This window comes from Streptomyces sp. NPDC091279 (assembly GCF_044757465.1).
In the GTDB taxonomy this organism is placed as follows: Bacteria; Actinomycetota; Actinomycetes; order Streptomycetales; family Streptomycetaceae; genus Streptomyces.
Window position 1 is genome coordinate 17651 of record NZ_JBIVVA010000012.1, and the last position, 15854, is coordinate 33504.

Consider the following 15854-nt stretch of genomic DNA (forward strand, 5'->3'; position numbering starts at 1 on the left):
CGCCACGAGCCGTACGGTCCCCCGTACGGCTTCGCAGAGCCGCACTCAGCGTGCGGGTCCGCAGACCGGAGAACCCCGATGGACATAACCACCCAGAATCGCGAAGAAGCGCCCCCGCCCGCCCCGCAGCCCACCGAGGCCGAGCGCAAGCGCGCGGCCCGCGGTGCCACCCGACCCGGAGACCGGATCTTCCTCGGCCTCTCCCGCGGCTCGGGCATCCTGCTGCTGGTGATCATGGCCGCGATCGCGGTCTTCCTCACCTACCGTGCCGTCCTCGCCATCAGCGACGACCACGGCAACTTCCTCACCACCTTCGAGTGGAACACCAGCGTCAACCCGCCGAGCTTCGGCATCGCGGTGCTGGCCTACGGCACGGTGATCTCCTCGGTCATCGCCATGGTCATCGCGGTGCCCATCGCCGTCGCGATCGCGCTGTTCCTCACGCACTACGCCCCGCGCCGGCTGAGCGGCCCGATCGCCTACGTGATCGACCTGCTCGCCGCCGTGCCGTCGATCGTCTACGGCCTCTGGGGCGCCCTGATCCTCGTCCCGAACCTGACCGGCCTCTTCAGCTGGCTCAACGAGTTCTTCGGCTGGACCGGCGTGCTGTCCTGGGACGAGGGCGCGCCGCGCTCGATGCTCACCGTCGGCATCCTGCTCGCCATCATGATCCTGCCGATCATCACCAACGTGAGCCGCGAGGTCTTCCGCCAGGCGCCGCTGATGCACCAGGAGGCCGCGCTGGCCCTCGGTGCCACGCGCTGGGAGGTCATCCGGATGTCGGTGCTGCCGTTCGGCCGGTCCGGCGTGATCTCCGCGTCGATGCTCGGCCTCGGGCGCGCGCTCGGCGAGACGATGGCCGTGGCGACCGTGCTCTCCCCGGACTTCCTGATCCACGCGAGTCTGCTCAACCCGGGCGGCGGCACCTTCGCCCAGAACATCGCCAGCAAGTTCGGCGAGGCGGACGAGTTCGGCCGGGACGCGCTCATCGCGTCCGGTCTGGTGCTGTTCGTCATCACCCTGCTGGTCAACGGCGCGGCCCGGCTCATCATCGCCCGCCGCAAGGAGTACTCGGGGGCCAACGCATGAGCCACGCCGTCACCGAACAGCCGCCCAGCACGCTGCGCGGCGCCACCCTGCCGAAGTGGTCGCCGTGGGCGATCGCCGCCGGGTCCGTGGCCGTCGCCGTCCTCATCGGGACCGTCGCCGGGCTCGGCTCCACCGTCCAGTGGGGTCTGATCGCCGGGCTGCTGTTCCTGGTCGCCAGCTACGCCGTCGCCGCCAAGGTCGAGGGGCGCAGGCAGGCCAAGGACCGCATCGCGACCGCGCTGGTCTGGGTCGCGTTCCTGCTCGCCGTCGTGCCGCTGGTCTCCCTGGTGTGGACGACCGTCGCGCGCGGCACCAAGGTCCTGAACGTCTTCTTCCTCACCCACTCGATGGGCATCGTCCCCGACTCCCAGCCGGGCGGCGGCATCTACCACGCCATCATCGGCAGCCTGGAGCAGGTCGGCCTCGCCACCGTGCTGGCCGCGCCGATCGGCGTGCTCACCGCGATCTACCTCGTCGAGTACGGGCGGGGCGCGCTGGCCCGCGCGGTCACCTTCTTCGTCGACGTCATGACGGGCATCCCGTCGGTCGTCGCGGGTCTGTTCATCCTCAGCATCATGCTGATCTTCGAGATGGAGCCGTTCGGCTTCGCCGGTTCGCTGGCCCTCGCGATCCTGATGGTGCCGGTCGTCGTGCGCTCCACCGAGGAAATGCTCAAGCTCGTTCCCAACGAGTTGCGCGAGGCGTCCCTCGCGCTCGGCATCCCGAAGTGGCGCACCATCCTCAAGGTGGTCCTGCCGACCTCCCTCGGCGGCATCACCACCGGCATCATGCTGGCCATCGCGCGCATCGCCGGTGAGACGGCGCCGGTGCTGCTGCTGGTGTTCGGCAACCGGTTCATCAACAACAACCCCTTCGAGGGCGCCCAGCAGTCGCTGCCGCTGTACATCTACCAGCAGTACGCGAACAGCGCGGGCGCGAACGCGGCGTACGACCGGGCCTGGGCGGCGTCGCTCACCCTGATCGCGTTCGTGATGATCCTGAACCTGCTGGCCCGCGGCATCGCCCGCTGGAAGGCTCCGAAGAGCGGTCGCTGACGCGGCCTTGGCGACCGAGAATTCTGGAAGTGACGTAATCATGGCCAAGCGAATCGACGTGAGCGGGCTCACCGCTTTCTACGGCTCACACAAGGCGATCGACGACATCTCGATGAGCGTCGAACCGCGTTCGGTGACGGCGTTCATCGGCCCCTCGGGCTGCGGCAAGTCGACGTTCCTGCGCACCCTGAACCGGATGCACGAGGTCACCCCCGGCGGCCGCGTGGAGGGCAAGGTGCTCCTCGACGAGGAGGACCTGTACGGCGCCGGTATCGACCCGGTGTCCGTGCGGCGCGAGATCGGCATGGTGTTCCAGCGGCCGAACCCGTTCCCCACGATGTCCATCTTCGACAACGTGGCCGCGGGGCTGCGCCTCAACGGCAGCTACAAGAAGAGTGCCCTCAACGACATCGTCGAGAAGTCCCTCAAGGGCGCCAACCTCTGGAACGAGGTCAAGGACCGGCTCAACAAGCCCGGCTCGGGGCTGTCCGGCGGTCAGCAGCAGCGGCTCTGCATCGCGCGGGCGATCGCCGTCGAGCCCAAGGTGCTGCTCATGGACGAGCCCTGCTCCGCGCTCGACCCGATCTCCACCCTCGCGATCGAGGACCTCATCGGGGAGCTGAAGGAACGCTTCACGATCGTGATCGTCACGCACAACATGCAGCAGGCGGCGCGGGTGTCCGACCGGACGGCGTTCTTCAACCTCTCCGCCGTCGGGCAGCCCGGCAAGCTGATCGAGATCGACGACACGGAGAGGATCTTCTCCAACCCGTCGGTGCAGGCGACCGAGGACTACATCTCTGGCCGTTTCGGCTAGGCCCCGGGGTTTCTGGTCCCCTTGCCGGGGCCGGGTTTCAGCCCCTCGCGGTGCTGCATGGCGGTGCCACCGCGAGGACGAGAAAGGCCCGCCCCTGCTCAACAGGGGCGGGCCCTTCGCCGTCCCCGGGCCCGACGCCGCCCCCCCCGCCTGTCCTCAAGCGCCGGACGGGCTGGTTGATGCTGGCCTGCGTCGATGGGCTCGGGTACAGGACCCGGGGGCTGCGCCCCCAGACCCCCCTTTCGGCCTGGACGGCCTCGTCCTCAAGCGCCGGACGGGCTGGTGTGGGCTGGCCTGCGTTGACTGGCTCGGGTACGGGACTTGGGGGCTGTGCCCCCGGACCCCCCTTTCGGCCTGGACGGCCTCGTCCTCAAGCGCCGGACGGGCTGGTGTGGCTGGCCTGCGTCGGCTGGCTCGGGTACGGGACTTGGGGGCTGTGCCCCCGGACCTCGTCACCACGTCGGCCGAACTCGGGGCCGCGAAGCCTGCACCCGGGTTCTTCGAACGGGTCCTGGCCGCCGCCCATTTGGCCCCGGTCACCACCCTGTACGTGGGGGACAACCCCGCCAACGACATCGGGGCCCGGCCCAGCGCGCCGTGGCCCCTGGGGACACCTCTGGGCCGACACCCCGGAGGCGTCCGGCGCGGACTACCGCATCACCACTCTGCACGACCTGCTCGACATCGTCTCCGCCTGAGCCCTCTCCGGAGGCCGCTGGACGGCGCCAGGGTGAGCGCGTCGCGCACTCGTTGCGGTCCAACTCCGGCCGCAGCGGCGGCGAAAGCGTCCGCTCGTTCAACATCACGGGCAGCCGGATGTGCCGTTCCTTGTCACCGGTGTGGGGGAGACGGCGTTCGTGCGGGGCCGATAGCCTCGCGGGATGACTGGCTGTCTGACGGTGTCCACCGCCACTGAGACCAGGGCGCAGGCGGTGGCCCTCGCGCAGTCCGCTGTCGGTGCGCGGCTTGCCGCCGGTGCGCAGATCGTGGGCCCGGTCGTGTCCGTGTTCTGGCATGCCGGAGAGTTCGGCGAGAGCGAGGAGTACCAACTGCTCCTCAAGACGAGCGCCGCCCGCTACCCGGAACTGGAGGCCCACCTCCTCCAGAACCACCCGTGGTCCAACCCCGAGGTGTGCGCGGTTCCCATCAGCACCGGGTCAGCTCCTTACCTGGAGTGGATCGACCGTACGGCCACGGGCTAGGTCCAGAAGGGCAGTTGGGCACCTTCAGCTCGCCGTCCTCATGGGGCCGGTGTCAGCGTCGCCCACGCGTCGAGCCGCCGGACCACGCCATCCGGCGAGTGGACCCGGGCCTTCAACTCGGCCTCGATCACAGTCGTTTCCCTTCTCCTCGGGCGGTGTCGGTGGACAGGGAGTCGGCGTTCTTCGTGGGGTAGGGCGAAGCAGCCCTGTCTTCAGTCGTGCGGGGTGAGCGGGGTTGTTCTCACGGCGTCGGGGTCAGCCGCGTTCGCCCATGGCGGTGCGCAGCCAGTCGAGCGGAGCCTGCGCGATGAGCTGGTCGGCGAGTTGTCGGCCGGAGTCGGTGACGATGCGGGCCCGGCTGTTGTCGACCCACCGCTGAGCGGCCTCGTAGCCCTGCCCCTTGTACTCCAGCCCCTGGAGCATGCACTCCAGCTTGTCCGCGTCGCGTGCGCAGACCGCCTCCGGCGTCCGACCAGCCTCGTACTCGGCAACGACGGCACGGATCGCGGTCCGCAGCACCTCGGGCATGCCTGCCGTCTGGTCCGCCGTCACCGCGACGGCATCGCCCGGGGCCGCGTACTTCTTCCCCAGGTGGTTGACGTCCCCGGTGCGGGTCTCCTGCGAGTCGTGCCACACCGCCAGATGCGCGGCACGGGCAGCGTCGGCGCCCTCCAGGGTGGCGATGACCGAGGCCATCACCGAGGTACGCCACGCATGCTCGGCCACGCTCTCCGGATCACGCACACCGGCCATCCACCAGCCGGTCCGGCGCGCCGCCTTCAACGTGCCCGCCTCCCAGAGGAAAAGAGCCACGTCCGCCAGATCCTGGTCACCCACAGGTGTCCCCTTTCACGTTTCACGCCTCGGCGAGGCGAATCGCGTACCGGATACCGTCCAACTCCCGCCGGGCCTGCGACGAGAGCGTCCGCTCATCCAACATCACGGGTAGGCATTCGCGCAGTGCCCGACCGGCGGACGTCTGGATACGGAGCAGGTTCGGGCGCGCAGCGAGCAGAGTCCACAGGGTGTGCACGTTGAGATCGAAGAAGCCGTGCTGGGGTGTGAGTCCACGGACGAGGTGGGACATGAGCCGACCCCCGTGCCAGGAGTCGAGCATCGCGTCGCCGATGAAGTCGTCGGACAGTTGGAGGTGGGGGTACTCGCCGATCCAGTACGCCCAGTAGGCCAAGTTCGCTGTCTCGGACCGCTCGTCGGCGCCGAGGGTGCGGTCGATGAAGTGCGCCATGCGTTCGCGGTCGCCCTGTCGAGCGGCGACGGCCGCGACGGACCGGGCGTTGAGCCAGGTCGTCAGCCAGTCGTCCGGCCGCTCGGTCCGCTGCTGGTGTGCCACCCAGGCCGAGGTGTCGGCGGCCTGGTCGAATCCGGCGAGGTAGAGGGCCTGTCGACGCAGCAAGAAGTCCCGGCCGCCCCTGGCCTGCTCGGCAATCTCGCGCATGCGGCTGAAGAAGCGGCGCCGGTCGGCCGTGGAGAGTTCCGGCGCGGATGGCACCGGGCCACGCCGTGGGCGAGGGGGTGCCGGAAGGTTGCTCACGGAGACCGGCGGAATGCCGTTGAGGGGCCAGGTCAGCACCTCGACAAGCTCGCGTTGCATGACCCAGGCACCTAGCGGGTGAGGCTTGGAGGGAGTCGTGTCCTCGAGCACACCGGCCAGCAGTACATCCGCCTCCATCGCTCGCTCAAGAGTGGCGAGCAGTGCGGGCGCCGCGGCCATCTGCGTGAGTCGGTGACGGTACATCAGCATCTGGCCCACGGGCAGAGAGGTCAGCGGCCGCCGCCCCGTCTCCCATCCGGCGATCGTGTCCGGCGCCACCTCCAACTGTTCGGCAAGACGGTCCTGCGTATGTCCGAGTTGCTCGCGGACGACTCGAAAGACGTAACCGGTGATGATGCCCGTGCGGCCTCGCCCGGGTGTTCCCTGACCACCGGTCAGGGTTGCGTCCTTGCGCTGACCCATGACTTGCCCCCTTTTGCCCGGTATTAACGGGTACTTACTCGTACTCACGGTCACTGCAAGTGGTGATCACTCCTGCCTAACGTCGAGAGTGACGACCGGGAAACTCAGCGTAGTGGGCAATTCCCGGTCGGAGCAGAAAACTCCGGTGAGGCGGCATGACCTCCCGGGCCTAGCCGACTGCGAAGGAATCGACATGCCGCACAGAATGGCGAGTCCCCCTCAGAGGGAGACCGGGACCAGCACTCCGTGCGAGGTCCCGCCGGACGCCCTCCCCGCTCTGGCGCTGCCTGCGCTGGCCGACCTCGACGAGCACCAGGCTTCTGGCCGCACATGCGTCTGGGGCGGCGAGCGGCTGACCATCGAAACCGCCGTCGACCTGGGTGAACAGACGGACTCCGCCGGCCGCGTCTGCTTCCTGCGGGCCTGCCGCAGGCACGCCGGTCAGGCCGCCCACCGCGCCCTCATGGAACACGCGCCGAGCTGTGAGCAGTGCACCGACAACGCCGGTGGCTGCGACCTGGGCCGCATCCTGCTGCGCCTCATCCGGGACGGCCGACGGTGATCCGCCCGATCCGGTACTGGAACGGTGTCCCCGTCCCGTTCCTCACCGCCTGGTCCGGCGAGAACCCGCCGCCGCAGGCGTTGGCTGTGCGGCACGGCAGACAGGTCAGCGGCCTCGGCTTCCGTGACGAAGACCCCGCTGTCGACCGGCAGTTGAACGTGCTGTGGATGCGCATGCCCGCCGTACCCGGCGTCGGCGAGCCCCGCTGGGACACCGTCCACGCCCTGCGTCAACGGCAGACCATGACCCGCTCCCGCTGCCAGGTGTGCGGCGGGGGTGTCCTCGACGCCCGTGCGGATCAGCGGTTGTTGTTCCTGTTCGGGGCGTCGGCCGACCGGCATCCCGTCGGGGAGGGGGAGCGCACCTCCAGTCCCCCTCTGCACGCCACCTGTGCTCAACTCGCCGTCCAGCACTGCCCGTTCCTCCGGCGTGGCTGGGTCGCCGCCCTCGTCGGATACACCGTCGATTGGGGTGTGTCCGGCACGGTCTACGACCCGGAGACCCTCACCCCGTTGACGGGGCGTGTGGACGAGGTCCGTTACTTCTCCGACCCGGTCGCCCTGCGGTGGGTCCTCGCCGCCCGCCTCATCGTCACCCTGCACGAGATCGACCCGGTGACCGACCTGGACACCCTCGCCGCCGGGGAACACGCCCGCAACGAGGCCAGGCAGGCATCCCGGTGACCGCCCGACGCAGGTTCCGTGTCCCGCGCTGGTTACGCCGACGTCGGCGCCCAACTGGCCTGCCCTGTAAGCCGTTTCCCCCTACCGGCATCCCGGCCCTGGAACCCTCCCTCTACCGCGCCGAGGTCCGCGCCGAAGGTCCCGTCCACGGCACTGGCGAGAACGTGCAGTGCGTGCTGGCGACGTTCCAGTCCATCTCGCCCAAGCTGGTGCTCCGTTGGCTCAGCTCACGGGCGTTGCACCTCGCCGAGCGGCTCGATCCGACGCCCGCCCGGACGCCGTGGGTGTCGCCGCTGATGCACTCCTTCCGGCTTCCCGAACCCGAAGGCGCCGCCCGGCTGCGGGCCTGGGCCAGCGACTCCGCCGAACTCGACGCCGCCCGCGCGCACATCAAGAGCGGCTACCCCCTCTTCGTGAGGTTCACGGACACCGACTGCACCTACACCCTCACCGTCTGGCCCGTCGCCTTCCATCACACCAACTCGCCCGCCCAGCAAGGCCGTTCCATCCCCGCTCCCGTTCGGTATCGGGTCGGCGGGCTCGCTCACCCTCTCTACGTACTCGCAGCGCAGGACTCATGGACGTGACTGAGATCCCCAACTCCCCTTCCAAAGAAGCCGTCCAGGCTGCCGCCCGCGACGCCGCCCGCGCCGACAGTGATGTCATCATCCGGCGCTACCGGGCCCGCGAGCCCGTCTCCCGCATCGCCGCCGATTACGGCGTCACCGCCAACTGGCTCGGGCTGCGGCTCGTGGAGTGGGGGGTGCCCCGGCGTCACCGGCACGAGGCCCACGCCCTGCGCCGACCCGCCGGGCACGTCTTCCGAGGCCGCTCCCGGCGTCGTTCCACCGCCGAAGTGCGGGCAGCCCAGGCCCAGTTCACCGGCGACCGAGCCGACGTCACCGCCCGCTACCTCGCCGGAACCTCCATCACCAGCCTCGCCCGCGAGTATCAGGTCAGCCCCGTCTGGATCACCGAGCGGCTCGACTGCTGGGACGTTCCCCGGCGGAGGCGGCCCGGCCGGGACCCGGCGGAGTGACGGGGGCGTCCTCGAACTCGCCCACCACCTCACCGAGTTCAACCCGGCCACGCGGCTTCACGTTTCCGCCGCTTGCGCTCTGCACCGGTATCGGGCCTGGCAACTCGGGTGCTGACCAGGCTGGAACGGATACCTGACGTGTCCGCCCGGTGTCGGTCGTCGCGCCCAGGTTCGCCCTAACGGCTGGACCTGCCGGGAAACCCTCGCCGTCGTTGAAGATCGCGAACTAGCTTCGGTGGGCCGACGGAAACGGCCGGGCCAGGCACTTTTACACCGAAGGATGATGACGATCATGGGCGCGTACAAGCAGAGGACCCTCGAACTGTTCAATCTCCTCGACGTCGACCGCAACGGTTACGTCAACCCGAGCGACTCGGAGCTTTCCGCCCTCCGCCAGCAAGCGGGAGCCCCTGCGGCGCTGAACCCTGAGTGGCTCGTCATGGGATTCGTCAAGGAAGGCGACGCGAACCGGGACCGCAAGGTGTCCAAGGACGAGATGCTCTCCTTCGTGGAGAAGGCCATGGTCGGCAAGACGGTCGACACGATGCCTGCCTTCCTCCGTCGGCTCGCGGCCGAGGTCTTCGCCCTCATGGACACCGAGAAGAACGGCCAGGTGAGCAAGGACCAGTTCGCGCGGTACCTGAACGCCTACACCTACTCCTCCTCGGGCGCCGAGGAGGAGTTCACGCGGCTCGACCGCGACGGCGACGGGAACCTCACCGTCGACGAACTCCAGCACGCGACGTTCGCCTATTTCACCGACCCGGAGACCGACGCCCCTCAGCGCTGGCTCCACGCCGCCTTCGCGGACTGATCGGGCGGGCACCCGGTCATCTGCGGCGTTTCTTGCCGTCCAGTTCGTCCCACCATTCGTCGGACTTCGGGTCGCCCGACGGGTCGTCCCACCAGCGGTCCTCGGGGCCTCTGCGGTTCGCGACGATCGCCGCGAACGGCGGGATGACCATGGCGACCACGCACATGCCGACCGCCGCCGGGATCGACCAGATCCGGACGACCGCCCAGGCCAGGACGAACAGCCCGATACAGATCGCCATCATGACGAAGTAGACGCGCCGTCGGCGTGCGTACATGAGTCCAGGGTAGGTCCGGGCGGTGACGAGGGCGATACGCGCGGACAGGGCAGACGGAAGGGCCGCACCCTCCGAGCGGGGGTGCGGCCCTTCCGACTGCGCGCGGGGTCGTCAGACCGCGATCGCGACCTCCGCGAGGCCACCCGTCTGGGCGACCACCGTGCGGTCCGCGGTGCCACCGGGAACGAGGGCGCGAACGGTCCAGGTGCCCTCGGCCGCGTAGAAGCGGAACTGGCCCGTCGCGGACGTCGGGACCTCCGCCGTGAACTCGCCGGTCGAGTCCAGGAGACGCACGTACCCCGTCACGGGCTCGCCGTCACGCGTCACCTGGCCCTGGATCGTCGTTTCACCGGGCTTGATCGTCGAGGCGTCCGGGCCGCCGGCCTTCGCTCCACACATGTCACAGTCCTTCAGGTCGCAGCGGTTTGTTGATGGCGCTTACTTGTTGGCGCCCAGCTCGATCGGCACGCCGACCAGGGAGCCGTACTCGGTCCAGGAACCGTCGTAGTTCTTGACGTTCTCCACACCGAGCAGCTCGTGCAGGACGAACCAGGTCAGGGCCGAGCGCTCGCCGATGCGGCAGTACGCGATGGTGTCCTTGGCCAGGTCGACCTGCTCGTCGGCGTACAGCTCCTTCAGCTCGTCGTCCGACTTGAAGGTGCCGTCGTCGTTGGCGTTCTTCGACCACGGGATGTTGCGGGCCGAGGGCACGTGGCCCGGGCGCTGCGACTGCTCCTGCGGAAGGTGCGCCGGCGCCAGCAGCTTGCCGGAGAACTCGTCGGGCGAGCGGACGTCGACCAGGTTCTGGGCGCCGATCGCGGCCACGACGTCGTCGCGGAAGGCGCGGATCGCGGTGTTCTGCGGCTTCGCCTTGTACGTGGTCGCGGCGCGCTCCGGCTGCTCCTCGACCAGCTCGCGGGCGTCCAGCTCCCACTTCTTGCGGCCGCCGTCGAGCAGCTTGACGTTCTCGTGGCCGTACAGCTTGAAGTACCAGTAGGCGTAGGACGCGAACCAGTTGTTGTTGCCGCCGTAGAGGATCACCAGGGTGTCGTTGGCGATGCCCTTGGCCGACAGGAGCTTCTCGAAGCCCTCCTGGTCGACGAAGTCACGGCGGACCGGGTCCTGAAGGTCCGTGGTCCAGTCGATGCGGATCGCGTTCCTGATGTGGTTCTTGTCGTAGGCGGACGTGTCCTCGTCCACCTCGACGATCGCGATGCTGGGGTTGTCCAGGTTCTCCTGGACCCAGTCGGCGTCGACCAGGACGTCGCTGCGGCTCATGCTCTTTCTCCTCCGGGGCAGATACGGCGGGGCGTGCGAGTGCGGGGGGTGCGGGCTCGGCCGGAAGCGGCGCGCACCGATGCCCTGAGCAGGGCGGCGGGAGACGCGGAGGCGGAAGAACGCCGTCCGCTCAGAAGGTGCGACAGAGCATGGCGGCGACGCGGCACAGGTCTACTGCCCGCCGCTTCGTGAGGTCCGCCTGTCGCTTCATGGTTCCGATCGTAAGGACGGACAGCGCGCCATGTCACCGCCGTGTCGCATTTTGAGACGTGATTGTCCGGCATGTGAGAAGCGGTCGTCGACACCGCGCCACTGTAGGGCGTCCCGTGCCCGGAACCCCGGACCCGCATCTACGGTACGGACACGCGTGTCTCGCCCCTCGGGACGGACGGCCTCGACGCGCCGGTGACGACCAGCCGTTCGTCTACCCGGCCAGGGTGACGTTCGAACCCTTCACCGTGATCTCCACACCGTTCTTCGCGGCTTCCACCTTGTCCAGCCGGATGCCGCCGGGCAGCCCGTCGATCCGCTGCTGGAAGTCGGTGATCGACCGGACCATCGTCTCCGCGATCGTCACCGACCCGAACGAGGGCAACGAGTCCGCCCGCGCCCGCACCTCGTCACCCTCGACGGCGACCGTGCTCAGCACGGTGAGCGGACCCGGGATCTGCACGCCGAGCACCGTGGCCTTGAGGGTCACCTTGATCTTGCCGTTGCCGCCGTCGGAGAGGCCGGTGACCTGCGCGTTCACACCCGGCGCGACCCGCGTCGGCTCGGACTTGGCGGCCTTCAGCAGCTCGGCGTAGGAGATCGTCGCGGTCCCCGTCGCGCTCTTCGCCTTCGCGGAGCTGTAGTCACCGGAGAACGTGACGTCCTTCATGTCGGCCTTGAGATCGTCGATCCGCAGCGTGGACGGGCCCTGACCGGCCGCCGCCCCGGTCTGCGCCTCGTACGTGTCCATGCCGACCTCGACGCTGTCCAGCTCCCCGGACGCCACCTGCGTCAGGAACGGGAACCCGGCGATCGACACGTCCGGCGTCCGCGCCAGGTTCTCCGTGGACTTCAGCCGGTCGGCGACCTGGCCCTCGGCGAAGTGCAGCGCCAGCCGGTCGGCCAGCACGAACAGGCCGCCCAGGATCACGACGACGATCACAAGTGTGCGCAGGGCACGCATTCGGGGTCCCCCCACCTAGGCCGGTCGACGGCGGTGCCGGTCCCGGGGCGACGACGTGCGGCGCCGTCCGGTCCCGGTGTGCGGATGTCCGTCCTGCGCGAGCGTAACCCCGGCGCGGGGCCCGGCCGGGGGTTTGTCGATCACCTGTGACACCCGACCGCACCGAACCGGACATCCTGCCCGCCCCGCGCCCCAACTCCCGTTCCCCCAGGGCCGGTCCGCCTACGCGAGCGCCCGCCCCAGCACATACACCGCCGGTGCCGCCGCCGTCAGCGGCAATGCCACGCCCGCCGTGAAGTGCACGAACCGCGACGGGTAGTCGTAGCTCGCGACCCGGTGCCCGATCAGCGCACACCCGGCCGCCCCCGCCCCGAGCAGCGCCCCCTTCGCCCCGAGCCCCGTCATCCCGCCGACGGCGATCCCCGCACCCGCCGCCGCCAGCAGCGCGACGACGACGGAGACCGGCGTCGGCAACGGCAGCGCGCGGGCCAGTACTGCCACGGCGACCGCGGCCGCCCCGACCGACACCGCGTGCGGCGCGGCCCCCAGCAGGCCGGTGGCCATGATGGCCAGCGCCGCCGAGGTGACCGTCGCCATCAGCCCGTACATCCGCTCGTCCGGGTCGGCGTGCGAACGGAGCTGGAGGACCAGCGTGAGCAGCACCCAGACGCCGATGGTCCCGAGGATCACCGCCGGGGCGTTCGACCGTCCCGCCACCATCAGCGCCGCGTCCGCGACCAGCGCGCCGAGGAACGCCAGCGCGATGCCCTGCCGGGCCGGCCACATCCCGTTCAGCCGGAACCAGCCCGCCGCCGTCAGCCCCTGCAACCCGACCAACGGCACCAGCAGCGCCCACGACCCGACGGCCGCCGAGCCCGCGAGCAGCAGCCCGAGCAACGCCGTCAGCGCGGCCGGCTGCATGCCGGGCTCGATGATCGGCGAACGGCCTTCCAGCCGGGCCCGCTGGGCGTCGGTCACGCGCGCGTTGCCCGCGATGGTGGCGGGACCGTATCCGGCGTCCCCGTCGGCACCGGCACCGGCACCGGTGGCCTCGGCCGGAGGGGCGGGCGGCTGCTGTTGCTGGGCGTCCTGCCAACCCTGGCCCGGGTAAGGGGAGTTGGCGGCCTGCCCTGGGCCCGCGTAGGGCGAGGAGGCGGCAGCGCCGGGTGCCTGGTGCTGGTCGGCGTAGGCCGGGTGGGCCGGGGCGCCGGGTGCCTGGTGCTGGTCGGCGTAAGGAGAGGGGGCGGGGGCCTGGTGGCCGTAGGGCGAGTGGGCCGGGGTCGCCGGGGACTGGGCCTGGTAGGCGGGGTGCGCCGGACCGGTCTGCGCCGGGGAGCCCTGCCAACCCTGCTGCGGCTGCTGTCCGTGCCGCGCGTGATGGCCGGGCTGGGCCTGATGGCCGTTCTCCGGGGGCATCGGCGTGCCCGTCACCCCGTACTGCTGCTGCGCCTGCGGGGGCTGCTGGGGGAGGTACGCGGTCTCCGAGGCGTCGGCGGCCGGGATCGGGGGCTGCACCCGCGTCTCCCAGGTCTGCCCCTGCCACTGCTGGGCGTCCTGATAGCCCTGCTGGCCCTCGTGCTGCCGGCCCTGCTGCTGAGCGCCGGGCCAGGCCTGCTGAGGCTGCTCGGGCTGCTGCTGATAGGGGTTGTAGGACCCCTCGTACGGCTGCTGGTTCGTCATGTCACCCTCCTGCGAACGGCGGGAGCACCTCGACCGTGCCGCCATCGGCCAGCGGTACCGTCTCATGCCCTCGGGTCCCCACGGGGTGACCGTCGACGAGGAACGAACAGCGCCGCAGGACGCGGGTGAGTTCACCGGGGTGTCGCGCGCGCACCCCGGCCAGCGCGTCGCCGAGGGTGGCCGCGTCGAACGGCTCCTCGGCGACCCCGGCAGCGGCCTTCGCGGCGGCCCAGTAGCGCACCGTGACCTGTGGCATCGGTTCCTCAATCGATCGGACGTCGTACGGAAGCACCCGAAAATTCAGGGCCCAGGCTAGCCCGAGCGCCGCGCGCCCCACTCCCCGATGCGGGCCAGCAGCGCATCGTCGGCCGCGTGCTCGGCGTGGCCCATGCCGGGTTCCAGCCAGAGTTCGCCGTGCTCACCGGCCGCCTCGGCCAGCATCCGGGGGTGGTCGAGCGGAAAGTAACCGTCCTGGTCGCCGTGGACGATGAGCAACGGCGTCGGCGCGATCGCCGGGACCGCCGCCACCGGGGAGACCGGTACCGGGTCCCAGTCCCGGTGGTGGATGCGGGTGCGCAGGCCGTACCGGCCGACGAGACGGCCCTCGGGGCGGGTCACCAGCCAGTGCAGGCGGCGCATCGGCGCGGTGCCCCGGTAGTACCAGCGGGCCGGTGCGCTCACCGAGACGACCGCGTCGGCCCCGCCGTGCAGCGCCGCGTGCCGCAGCACCACCGAGCCGCCCATCGAGAAGCCGACGGTCACCACGCGCGCGTGCCCCAGCTCCCGCGCCCACCCGACCGCCGCCGCCAGATCGAGCACCTCACGATCACCCACTGTGGAACGCCCGCCGGAGGCGCCGTGACCCCGGAAGGAGAAGGTGACGACCGCCCCGTGCCGGGCCAGCGCACCGGCCACCCGTCGAACATGCGGCCGGTCCAGATCGCCGGTGAATCCATGGGCGATGACGAACACAAGATCACGGGAAGGTGGCCGGGAGAAGTCGTATACAACTCCGGACGTTTCGTATACGGAATCGATCGACACGCCATCGTCGGTGTACAGAAACGTCCGCAAACGTACGTCTCTGCTCGTCTCGGAATCCGGACGAACCGTGGAACGTGCCACATGACCTGCCCGACTGGTACCCATGTCGGCTATTCTGCTGGGCAGAGGACTCGGGCAGCGTAGCCCCCGGGTCCTTTTGTGCTTTCGGAAGCGTTGTATACGAAGCGGGAAACCGCAGGTGTACGGGGCCCCGGGATCGCAGAGCGAAGTGCCGCACCGCACACGTCCTCGCAGGGACCGAGGAGGAACCGACTGATGAGTTCTCTGCTGCTCCTGACCAACGCCCTCCAGCCGTCGACGGAGGTGCTCCCCGCCCTCGGCCTGCTCCTGCACAACGTGCGGGTCGCCCCGGCGGAGGGCCCCGCCCTCGTCGACACCCCTGGTGCCGACGTCATCCTCGTCGACGGCCGCCGTGACCTCCCCCAGGTGCGCAGCCTGTGCCAGCTGCTGCGCTCCACGGGCCCCGGCTGCCCGCTCGTCCTGGTCGTCACCGAGGGCGGCCTCGCCGCCGTCACCGCCGACTGGGGCATCGACGACGTCCTCCTCGACACCGCGGGGCCCGCCGAGGTCGAGGCCCGGCTGCGGCTGGCCATGGGCCGCCAGCAGATCGTCAACGACGACTCCCCGATGGAGATCCGCAACGGCGACCTCTCCGTGGACGAGGCGACCTACAGCGCCAAGCTCAAGGGCCGCGTGCTGGACCTCACGTTCAAGGAGTTCGAGCTGCTCAAGTACCTCGCGCAGCACCCGGGCCGGGTCTTCACCCGCGCCCAGCTGCTCCAGGAGGTCTGGGGCTACGACTACTTCGGCGGCACCCGCACGGTCGACGTCCACGTACGGCGGCTGCGCGCCAAGCTCGGCCCCGAGCACGAGTCGCTGATCGGGACCGTCCGCAACGTCGGCTACCGCTTCGTCACCCCGGAGAAGGCGGAGCGGGGCGCCGACGAGGCCAAGGCCAAGGCGGCGGCCCGGCAGGTCACGGACCCCGCCGACGCCACCGACGCCGCCGTCGCGGCGGAGGACACGGCCGCCCTGGACACCGTCGAGACGCACGCGGAGGCGTGACACCGCGCACGGGTGGGGCGCGACCTGCGAAGAGTGGGTCGTGAGGAGGTTTCCTCCGGCCCTGCCCGTGGCGGATCTC

20 protein-coding genes are annotated in these 15854 nt (G+C 70.2%); 10 read left to right on the forward strand and 10 right to left on the reverse strand.

Annotated elements, in window-relative coordinates; translation table 11 throughout:
• Positions 1-78 precede the first annotated feature (78 nt).
• From pstC to cutA, 4 genes are all read left to right on the forward strand, one after another.
• Positions 79-1089, forward strand: coding sequence for a phosphate ABC transporter permease subunit PstC (gene pstC, locus ACIQOU_RS28070; RefSeq protein ID WP_401540605.1), 1011 nt, complete (start codon positions 79-81; stop codon positions 1087-1089).
• A complete protein-coding gene (pstA, locus tag ACIQOU_RS28075) occupies positions 1086-2144 on the forward strand; it encodes a phosphate ABC transporter permease PstA (RefSeq protein ID WP_401540608.1) in 1059 nt (352 codons plus the stop codon). The genes pstC and pstA overlap by 4 nt, the downstream gene beginning before the upstream one ends.
• A 40-nt stretch (positions 2145-2184) precedes the next feature.
• Positions 2185-2961, forward strand: a complete 777-nt coding sequence (pstB, locus tag ACIQOU_RS28080) for a phosphate ABC transporter ATP-binding protein PstB (RefSeq protein WP_401540610.1) — start codon at positions 2185-2187, stop codon at positions 2959-2961.
• Positions 2962-3842: 881 nt separating this feature from the next.
• Positions 3843-4163: a divalent-cation tolerance protein CutA gene (gene cutA / locus ACIQOU_RS28085; RefSeq protein WP_401540613.1), complete on the forward strand. Its 321-nt coding sequence runs from the start codon at positions 3843-3845 to the stop codon at positions 4161-4163.
• Between the two features lie 255 nt (positions 4164-4418).
• On the opposite strand, the gene ACIQOU_RS28090 is transcribed toward cutA, so the two are convergent.
• Entirely contained in the window at positions 4419-5000 is a 582-nt protein-coding gene (locus ACIQOU_RS28090) for an HD family hydrolase (RefSeq protein ID WP_401540616.1), read from the reverse strand.
• 19 nt (positions 5001-5019) lie between these two features.
• Positions 5020-6138, reverse strand: coding sequence for a helix-turn-helix domain-containing protein (locus ACIQOU_RS28095; protein WP_401540619.1), 1119 nt, complete (start codon positions 6136-6138; stop codon positions 5020-5022).
• A gap of 193 nt (positions 6139-6331) precedes the next feature.
• Between ACIQOU_RS28095 and ACIQOU_RS28100 the strand changes: the two genes are divergently transcribed.
• From ACIQOU_RS28100 to ACIQOU_RS28120, 5 genes are all read left to right on the forward strand, one after another.
• Positions 6332-6700 carry a hypothetical protein gene (locus ACIQOU_RS28100; protein ID WP_401540621.1) on the forward strand — a complete coding sequence of 123 codons (369 nt, stop codon included), beginning with the start codon at positions 6332-6334 and terminating at the stop codon, positions 6698-6700.
• Complete coding sequence (locus ACIQOU_RS28105) at positions 6697-7383, forward strand: hypothetical protein (protein ID WP_401540624.1); 687 nt, start codon at positions 6697-6699, stop codon at positions 7381-7383. Before ACIQOU_RS28100 ends, ACIQOU_RS28105 begins: the two co-directional genes overlap by 4 nt.
• Positions 7384-7556: 173 nt before the next feature.
• On the forward strand, positions 7557-7970 hold the full coding sequence (locus tag ACIQOU_RS28110; protein ID WP_401540626.1) for a hypothetical protein: 414 nt from the start codon (positions 7557-7559) through the stop codon (positions 7968-7970).
• On the forward strand, positions 7967-8422 hold the full coding sequence (locus tag ACIQOU_RS28115) for a hypothetical protein (RefSeq protein ID WP_401540629.1): 456 nt from the start codon (positions 7967-7969) through the stop codon (positions 8420-8422). The genes ACIQOU_RS28110 and ACIQOU_RS28115 overlap by 4 nt, the downstream gene beginning before the upstream one ends.
• Before the next feature lie 292 nt (positions 8423-8714).
• On the forward strand, positions 8715-9236 hold the full coding sequence (locus ACIQOU_RS28120; protein ID WP_401540632.1) for an EF-hand domain-containing protein: 522 nt from the start codon (positions 8715-8717) through the stop codon (positions 9234-9236).
• A gap of 16 nt (positions 9237-9252) precedes the next feature.
• On the opposite strand, the gene ACIQOU_RS28125 is transcribed toward ACIQOU_RS28120, so the two are convergent.
• The 8 genes from ACIQOU_RS28125 to ACIQOU_RS28160 form a co-directional block, all read right to left on the reverse strand.
• On the reverse strand, positions 9253-9513 hold the full coding sequence (locus ACIQOU_RS28125) for a DUF3099 domain-containing protein (protein ID WP_401540634.1): 261 nt from the start codon (positions 9511-9513) through the stop codon (positions 9253-9255).
• A 111-nt stretch (positions 9514-9624) separates the two neighbouring features.
• The gene (locus tag ACIQOU_RS28130; protein ID WP_054232391.1) at positions 9625-9912 is read right to left on the reverse strand and encodes a DUF1416 domain-containing protein; all 288 of its coding nucleotides are present in this window, start codon (positions 9910-9912) and stop codon (positions 9625-9627) included.
• 39 nt (positions 9913-9951) lie between these two features.
• The gene (locus ACIQOU_RS28135) at positions 9952-10791 is read right to left on the reverse strand and encodes a sulfurtransferase (protein WP_401540637.1); all 840 of its coding nucleotides are present in this window, start codon (positions 10789-10791) and stop codon (positions 9952-9954) included.
• Between the two features lie 130 nt (positions 10792-10921).
• A complete protein-coding gene (locus tag ACIQOU_RS28140; protein WP_350310325.1) occupies positions 10922-11002 on the reverse strand; it encodes a putative leader peptide in 81 nt (26 codons plus the stop codon).
• Positions 11003-11215: 213 nt separating this feature from the next.
• Positions 11216-11965, reverse strand: a complete 750-nt coding sequence (locus ACIQOU_RS28145; RefSeq protein WP_401540639.1) for a DUF2993 domain-containing protein — start codon at positions 11963-11965, stop codon at positions 11216-11218.
• Between the two features lie 222 nt (positions 11966-12187).
• Entirely contained in the window at positions 12188-13645 is a 1458-nt protein-coding gene (locus tag ACIQOU_RS28150; protein WP_401540641.1) for a hypothetical protein, read from the reverse strand.
• Position 13646: 1 nt separating this feature from the next.
• Entirely contained in the window at positions 13647-13901 is a 255-nt protein-coding gene (locus ACIQOU_RS28155) for a MoaD/ThiS family protein (RefSeq protein ID WP_401540644.1), read from the reverse strand.
• A 56-nt stretch (positions 13902-13957) separates the two neighbouring features.
• A complete protein-coding gene (locus tag ACIQOU_RS28160) occupies positions 13958-14794 on the reverse strand; it encodes an alpha/beta hydrolase (protein WP_401540647.1) in 837 nt (278 codons plus the stop codon).
• A 171-nt stretch (positions 14795-14965) separates the two neighbouring features.
• Here ACIQOU_RS28160 and ACIQOU_RS28165 point away from each other — a divergent pair, with 171 nt between their 5' ends.
• Positions 14966-15775, forward strand: a complete 810-nt coding sequence (locus tag ACIQOU_RS28165) for a response regulator transcription factor (RefSeq protein ID WP_401540649.1) — start codon at positions 14966-14968, stop codon at positions 15773-15775.
• Positions 15776-15854 lie beyond the last annotated feature (79 nt).